General features: G+C 70.1%; 1 protein-coding gene. It reads right to left on the reverse strand.

Annotated elements, in window-relative coordinates; genetic code table 11:
- The coding region (locus tag GH737_RS14975; RefSeq protein WP_230558863.1) for a hypothetical protein at nt 1-706 on the reverse strand (706 nt) is incomplete at both ends.

A 706-nucleotide genomic window follows, 5' to 3' on the forward strand; every position in this document is an offset into this window, starting at 1 on the left:
CACGCCGAGGGGGCGAATGCCCGAGCGGCGGGCAAGACCGGCCAGCGGCGCGGCTTCGTCTGCCGTGACATGGCGGGGGCTGCCACGCACGAAGACGAAGCCTGCGAACGCCGCTGGCCGGGCGGCGCGGATGTCCGCGCCGCAATTCAGGCCGCACAGCTTGGTCCGTCCGAAGACGAGCTTCCGCGCCGCCTGAGCCGGCTCGGCAGAGCGCATCAGCGACGAACCAATCAAGAAGCCATCGACGAGCGGTGCAATTCCCTCGACGTCAGCCCTAGTTTGGATGCCGGACTCCGAAACGAGCAGCCGGTCGGGCGCGAACCTCGCCAGCCGGTGCGTCGTGCCGAGATCGATGCTGAGGTCGCGAAGGTCGCGGTTGTTGATCCCGATCAGCGGCGCCCCGAGCGCAAGCGCGCGGCGCATCTCCGCCTCGTTATGGACCTCGACCAGCGCGTCCATGCCGAGGCAGCGCGCTTCGGCGATCATCGCCCGCGCGGCGGCATCGTCGAGCAGCGACAGCATGACGAGGATCGCATCGGCGCCAGCTATGCGCGACTCTGCAACCTGGCGGACGTCGATGAAGAAGTCCTTGGCGAGGATCGGCCCGTCGAACGCTCGGCGGGCGGCCGCGAGGTCGCCGAGCGAGCCGCCGAAATGCGGCCCGTCGGACAGCACGCTGAGCGCGTCGGCGACGCCGGCATAGCCC

Origin of the sequence: Sphingomonas segetis (assembly GCF_009720245.1) — a bacterium.
Classification (GTDB): domain Bacteria; phylum Pseudomonadota; class Alphaproteobacteria; order Sphingomonadales; family Sphingomonadaceae; genus Sphingomicrobium; species Sphingomicrobium segetis.